We start from the raw sequence: 6642 nt of genomic DNA, 5'->3' as shown, positions 1-6642 counted from the left end.
CTTCTCCCCTCTTTCTAAGGCTTTTAGCTTGATTTCCAGAGCATTGTTCCAGTAGAACCTGACACAGCCAAAGGCCTTTTCTATAATCTGTCTCTGGCTCTTTGTCGGATATATGCGATACTTATAAGCTTTAAGCATCTTAGCTTGCAAATATTATACCGAAACTTAGAACCTGTCAAGAACAGCAGCAATTCATCTCCCACTTACAAAGTAGAAGTGGGGGACTTCTTGCTGAGTTGGGTTAAAAGATCCTCACAGTGATTTACCTTTTAGCCACTCCATATAAGCATGTGATAATTCCTCTCTATCCTTATCTATTTTTTCCAGCGCTCTTCTACTGTATTCTCTTACACTGGAAATTGATATGCCTAAAATTTTCGCTATTTCCTCATTACTTTTGCCTTCAAGCATCAGAGACATTACCTCTATCTCCCTTCTGGATAGCCTCTTATCGTATTTTTGCAGATCTACACACAAACTCTCTATGAACTCCTTTGCACCTACTTTTTGTGTAATCTTTGGCATCTTTTCCTTGATTACCTTTTCTGTCTTTGCTACATAAAAGGTATAAAGGGAAAAGCTCACAAGGATGATGTTCCCAACAGCTATTAAAAAATCAGGATGAGAGATTAGTTTCCCAAGATAGTACCCGCACATGATGGACACGCAGACGGTTGAGAAACCAACGGGGAAAACCAGAAGTGGATTCCTTAGATTTATGAGAGTATAAAGGAGATAAGCGTCCGCAAAACCAAATCCAAATTGAATCAGATACATCATAATATTAAGAAACATCTTATGTTCAAAATGCATTAGGGAATAAGCCAACGCATAAGAAATAACCGCAGATACGAGAAGATGTTCTTCCTTTGTATTTTTCATTAGCATAAAATAAGCTAACAGTACTGCAAAAGCGTAGAAAAATACCTCAATACCAAAAACAAAAGCCTGTATACTGTATATTTCCATAATATTTTTATACATCAGTCCCCCTGTTATATATAGTACAAATATGCTCAATAAAAATCTTAAATAAATGCGCTTTTCTATTGTTTCAAAAGAAAATGTGATGGGTTTTCTATAAAAATTAATTGAGGGTAAAAAACTTATTATGAGAAATTTATAGTAATCTTTTACGGGTAAAAAGTAAAGAGCTGATACCCCCACATTACCTAAAACCAACCCAAGTAGATCTCTTTTCTTAGGACTTTCTGTAAGAAAGTGTCCCACAAGCACGGCAAAGTATGAAGAAAAAAAACCTATAAAAAACATAGTGATGGGCTTTAGATCTAAGTATGTAAAAGATGCGGTGAGTAGCATAGTGACACTTAAAAATACGGGGGCTAAGTTATAAAAGTTTGCTCTTAAAAAGAGTATAGAAACAAAACCTCCTATGTGACCGGCAAGAAAGTAAGGCAAAAGATCAAAGTCTTTTAAGAGAAAGCCGGCCATCGGGAAAGATATAAGCCAAAGAACAAAACTGCTCAAACTGAAAAGAGCGAACACTCTAAAACCCCCTACTAAAAACATTATATTTCCTTGTAACACATACGAGTGTGACAAAGTGCGACATAAAGCGTGACATAAAGTGCGACATAAATGCGACTTGACTTTAATGTGTAAGTGAATTATTCCTTTTATCAAAACGTGGGAGGTAACAATAATGTGGATGATCTCTTTACTTATTTTCTTTGCGCTACCCTTTTACTCTTTGGCTCAACAGACACAAGATGCGATAATGCTTCTGAGGGTAAAGCCTGCAGTTGTGCTTATATTTCTTCAGGCGAAGGCTGAATTGAAACTGGGGGATAAAAAGATACCAGTACAAACCGCAGGTTCAGGTAGCGGTTTTATTATAACGCCTGATGGCTACGTGGTTACAAACGGGCATGTTGTACAGCTTTATCATGAATCCAACGAAAAACTACTTAAAGCCGAGCTTATACAAAAGCTCATAGATCAGTACGGCAAAGATATGTCAGATGAGGAGAAAAAGCAAGCCTTTCAAGAATTAATGGAAGCACCCTTCAGTGTTGAAAAAAAGCTTTACGTGATACTTCAAAACGGGCAGGTGTTCGTGGGTGAACTAAAAGCCTATAGCCCACCCATAACACCCGTGGGAGGAAGGGAAGCTGGAAAAGCTTATGTGGAGGAGGGAAAGCTACAGCTAAAGGTAGAAAGCGGTAAGGATGTGGCGGTGCTAAAGATTGAAGCAAAGAACCTCCCAACTGTAAAGCTTGGCTCTTCTGACAGCGTAAAACTTACAGATACAGTTTATGCGGTAGGTTTCCCTGGCGTTGTCCTTGAACATGCTATGTTGGGACAGCAAACCATACTTGATCCGACGGTTACGAGCGGTAAGATCTCTGGCTTGAAGGTTCAGGTGGGTGGTGCCCCCGTATTGCAGACCGATGCACCTCTCACATGGGGAAACAGTGGAGGACCCGTATTTAATACTAAGGGTGAGGTTATAGGTATGGCGACTTTCATAAGCGTCAAAGGTGAAATGCCCATACAAGGTTTTAACTTCCTCGTTCCTTCAAACACCATAATGGAATTTGTAAGGATTAGCGGTGCTAATCTAAATCAGGAAAGCATATTCAACAAGCTCTGGTATGAAGCTATAGAAAAGTACACACAAGGTGAGTATGAAGAAGCAATGAAAAGGCTTGACGATGTTCTGAGGTTATATCCTTTCTTGCCGGATGCGAGAAATCTGCAGATACAGATACAAGAAAAGCTAAGTGCCTCAAAGAAAGGTTTATACACCAGCTATCTCTTAATTATACCTGTAGTATTTGGTCTATTGCTTGTAGGTGGAGGGACTTACTACTTTATCAAAAGTAGAGACAGGCAAAAAGCACAACCTTCCAAAACTAACGGCGTACTCTTAGGTACGGGTGGTGCGGTTTCTGGGCAAACGTACCCTATACCAGAAAAAGGGTTGAAGATAGGGAGAGACCCTACAAAAAATAACATAGTTATAAAGGACGATAGGGTTTCAAGAGAGCATGCATGGATAGGGTTTGTAGGTAATAAAGCGGTTGTAAGAGACTTAAACTCGGCAAACGGCACATTTTTAAACTCTACGGAAAATAGGATAACAGAAGCGGTTTTAAAGGATGGAGACAGAATAATCATAGGAAAGGGTGAATTTGCGGTGTTTGTCTTCAAGGAGTCTTAATATGATAGGTAAAAAGATAGGTCCTTACCTGATACAGGAAAAGTTGGGTGAGGGTGGAATGGGAATAGTCTATAAAGCCATACATGAACAGATAGGTCAGATTGTAGCCGTAAAAACGCTACACCCTCAATATGCAAAAGATAAGGATTTTAGGGAACGCTTTAAGAGAGAAGCTTTAGTTCAAGCAAAGCTACACCATCCTAACGTGGTAAACATACTAAACTACATAGAAGACGAAGATGGAAACATCAACATAGTTATGGAGTATGTAAACGGAGGTTCTCTTGAAGATAAAATGTCAAAAGGTAAGCTAAATCTTGAGGATTCTGTATCTATTATAGTTCAGGTGTTAAACGCCCTTTCCTACATGCATTCAAACGGCATAATACACAGAGATATAAAACCCAGCAATATAATGTTCTCCAATGGTTTTGTAAAAGTCTCTGACTTTGGTATAGCCAAACCTGTAGAGGACAAAGGACTAACAAGGACAGGAGTCCTGATGGGGACAGTCTGGTACATGGCACCAGAAATAATAAGAGGTGAACCTGCGAGCTTTCAAAGTGACATTTACGCGGTCGGAGTGATACTTTACCAGATGCTCACGGGAAGGTCACCTTTTTTTGGAAAGACAGATTTTGAGATTATGAAGTCGCATCTTGAGAAGGAACCACCAAACCCGAGGGATCTCAACCCTCAACTCCCAGAAGGTATAGAGGATATCATAAAAAAGGCTCTTGCAAAGGAACTTGACAAAAGATACAAAACAGCTGAAGACTTTAAAAGGGCAATTATAGATTGGTTTTCAAAAGTCTCTAATAAACCCGTCTTTGAAGAAAAACCTATATCGGGAAGCCTTCCATTAAATACAACCTTTTTCAAACTTAAAAGTAGTTACCTTCTAAAAGGTGTTATAGCCTTTATTATAGTTATGACCTTTGCATTGGTTGTACTTTTTCTTTTAAGAAGGGAAAAACCTAAGGACGTTCCGAAGCTTTTACAGATGGATAAACCCGCGGTACCTGTAACAATACCAAATACACGGACAGAAACCAAACAGCAGGAATCTTCGGAAGTTTTTGAAGATAAAAAAATAGAGAAAGAAGATAACAAAAAAGAGGAAAAAGTAGTTAAGGGATTGGCTGAAAAAAAGAAGCCAAAAGAGATAAAGAGAAAAGAAGTTGAAAAAAAGGAAGAAGGGGGTGATGTAGAATGGAAAGTTATAAAGTAACTGTTGTTATGCTCTTAGCTTTCTTGATCTCCTGTGGAGAGCAGGTGCAGACTTCCTTCAAGCTGGCTTATGAAAAAGCCTTAGCGTCAGGAAGAAGCCCAGGTGAGAAGCTCCTCAGCACTTATCAGGACATCATAAAGGGTGAGGACTGTAAAGGTGGCAGGATTTTAACGGTGAAGGAAGATGAAGTAATACCTTCTGTAGTAAGCAGGGGGGAAAAACTAAATCATCGCATAGTTTATACACTCTGTAGAGAAACACCTTTGAAAGGTCTAATACTGAGAAAAATTCAGAGGGATAGCAAAACCTTAATGACGGATAAAACGGATTATGAGTTTAAACCCGGCAAGTGGGTAATAGATGCCTTTATTGAAGTACCTCATAATGCGAAGGAAGGTAGCTATCTTTTGGAAAGCAGTATTGAAGCAGGTTCTACGGATCATATAAAAAGACATCCTTTCATAGTGAGGTAAATATGAGTACTGATAACATACTGGCAACATTCGCATATAGTAAATTCAGGCTATTGGCTTTTTCTTCCGTAGTTATTCTCTTTTCCATAGCCCTTTTATCAGCACCTATATGGTCTGAAGATGAAGATTTTAACCCTGTTATTAAGCTACCTTTTTGGATAGAATTTACTCTTTTCAAAATTGTTGCACCCTTAATGGGTATTTTAGCGATTTCTTTACTGTTATCTGACGTTCTTAATACATCAAGGATAGAGCTTTACAATGATAGGATTGTTAAAAAAGTGCGCATAAAGATCTGCATTTTTGAAGAAGCCCTGATGCTATTGAAGAATGTTTATTTCTTACCTTTTTCAAATGGCGTTTTGTATATGGCAACCATCAAAGAAGGTAAACTCAAGAATCGCATAATCATATATGTATTTCTTATGTCCAGAGATACGGAGGAGTTATTTTTAAAAAAACTGTCGGAAATAAGTGGTAGAGAAGTTGAAGAATTTAAGCGTCGCACCAAGCTTTTTGAACCTTTTAAGCCCTTGCTTAATATAAATGGAAAAAGGGAGGTGATATCATGATATGTCCATATTGTGGCGCTCTCGTACCAGAAGGTGTAAAAGTATGCCCCAGCTGTGGAAATGTTGTTGATACGGAAGCTACGGGAAGTACAAAAATAGTAAGCGGTGAAACTGTAATAAGTGAAGGGAAAACCATCATCTACACATCTGGAGAACTGGACAAGACAAAAATAGTTAGCCCGGAGTTAGAACCCTTCTTAGGCTGGCTTGTCATCATAGAAGGTGGCGAAAAGTGGAAGGATTATAAAGTACCAGGTAAAGACTGTCAATTAATAATAGGCTCTGGTAACGATGTGGATATACACATAAAAGGTGAAGGTATTGAAAAAAGACATGCAAGCCTTCGTGTAAGGGAAAATAAAGTCACGATAACGGACCTGGACACAGAAGCAGGTACTTATGTTAACGGAGAGTGTGTGGTAAAAAAGGAGCTTGAGGACGGAAGCCTTATAAAGATAGGTAATGTGGTGCTTAAGTTTAGAAGATTATGAGGCTCCAAATTGCCGGTAAAACGCACAGAGGATTAATAAGGCAGAATAACGAGGATTTTTATCTGGTTTATACTAAGGGAGACTCAAAAACTACGCTTGCGGTAGTTGCTGACGGTGTGGGAGGAAACAAAGGGGGAGATGTAGCAAGCAGGTTAGCTGTGGAAACCATAGTAGATTTTTATAAAAAAAATAGTAAGACAAATATCCTAAAAGAAGCCTTTTTAAGAGCCAATGCGGTAATTTTAGAAAAGGCAAGAATTATGGGACTTGATGGTATGGCAACCACCTGCACAGCTGTATTGATAGAAGCAGGTAGAATGCAACTTGCTCATGCAGGTGATAGTAGAGCCTATCTTTTGAGAAGGGGAGACCTTGTACGCCTCACCTCCGATCACACACTGCCAGGCACAAATATGCTGTTAAACGCTTTGGGAATAAAGGGTGATCTTTACGTGGAAGAGCACACCCTCACCATATACGAGGGAGACACTATACTCCTATGCACGGATGGATTGTATAGGTACTTTCAAAGCGAAGAGCTTGAAGAGGACTTAAAAAGTAAGATGTCTCCACAAGAAATAATAGACAGTTTAATAGAAAAAGCTCTCAAAGCAGGCGGAGCGGACAACATAACAGCCATACTTATACAGGTCAAATAGTGTGACAGAAAGGTGTGACAAAATGTGTGACA

Annotated in this window: 8 protein-coding genes; 6 read left to right on the top strand and 2 right to left on the bottom strand. The window is 39.0% G+C overall.

The window, feature by feature from the left end:
• Together ABWK04_05185 and ABWK04_05180 are read right to left on the bottom strand one after the other, a co-directional pair.
• On the bottom strand, positions 1-138 hold a 138-nt coding region (locus tag ABWK04_05185; protein ID MEZ0361281.1), incomplete at its 3' end, for a helix-turn-helix domain-containing protein.
• Positions 139-252: 114 nt separating this feature from the next.
• Positions 253-1506 carry a LuxR C-terminal-related transcriptional regulator gene (locus tag ABWK04_05180; protein MEZ0361280.1) on the bottom strand — a complete coding sequence of 418 codons (1254 nt, stop codon included), beginning with the start codon at positions 1504-1506 and terminating at the stop codon, positions 253-255.
• A 163-nt stretch (positions 1507-1669) separates the two neighbouring features.
• On the opposite strand from ABWK04_05180, the gene ABWK04_05175 reads away from it, so the two are divergent.
• The 6 genes from ABWK04_05175 to ABWK04_05150 are packed head-to-tail and all read left to right on the top strand — an operon-like array spanning position 1670 to position 6610.
• Positions 1670-3184 carry a trypsin-like peptidase domain-containing protein gene (locus ABWK04_05175; GenBank protein MEZ0361279.1) on the top strand — a complete coding sequence of 505 codons (1515 nt, stop codon included), beginning with the start codon at positions 1670-1672 and terminating at the stop codon, positions 3182-3184.
• Position 3185: 1 nt separating this feature from the next.
• A complete protein-coding gene (locus tag ABWK04_05170; GenBank protein MEZ0361278.1) occupies positions 3186-4415 on the top strand; it encodes a serine/threonine-protein kinase in 1230 nt (409 codons plus the stop codon).
• Positions 4397-4888, top strand: coding sequence for a hypothetical protein (locus ABWK04_05165; GenBank protein ID MEZ0361277.1), 492 nt, complete (start codon positions 4397-4399; stop codon positions 4886-4888). Before ABWK04_05170 ends, ABWK04_05165 begins: the two co-directional genes overlap by 19 nt.
• Positions 4889-4890: 2 nt before the next feature.
• Positions 4891-5460 (top strand): hypothetical protein, encoded by a 570-nt coding sequence (locus tag ABWK04_05160; protein ID MEZ0361276.1) that lies wholly within the window; start codon positions 4891-4893, stop codon positions 5458-5460.
• Positions 5457-5951 carry an FHA domain-containing protein gene (locus ABWK04_05155; protein MEZ0361275.1) on the top strand — a complete coding sequence of 165 codons (495 nt, stop codon included), beginning with the start codon at positions 5457-5459 and terminating at the stop codon, positions 5949-5951. The genes ABWK04_05160 and ABWK04_05155 overlap by 4 nt, the downstream gene beginning before the upstream one ends.
• Positions 5948-6610 carry a protein phosphatase 2C domain-containing protein gene (locus ABWK04_05150; GenBank protein MEZ0361274.1) on the top strand — a complete coding sequence of 221 codons (663 nt, stop codon included), beginning with the start codon at positions 5948-5950 and terminating at the stop codon, positions 6608-6610. The genes ABWK04_05155 and ABWK04_05150 overlap by 4 nt, the downstream gene beginning before the upstream one ends.
• Positions 6611-6642: the final 32 nt, after the last annotated feature.

This window comes from Hydrogenobacter sp. (genome assembly GCA_041287335.1).
Lineage (GTDB): Bacteria > Aquificota > Aquificia > Aquificales > Aquificaceae > Hydrogenobacter.
The sequence above is the reverse complement of the archived record's forward strand: the minus strand, read 5'-3'. Positions and strand labels throughout refer to the sequence as shown.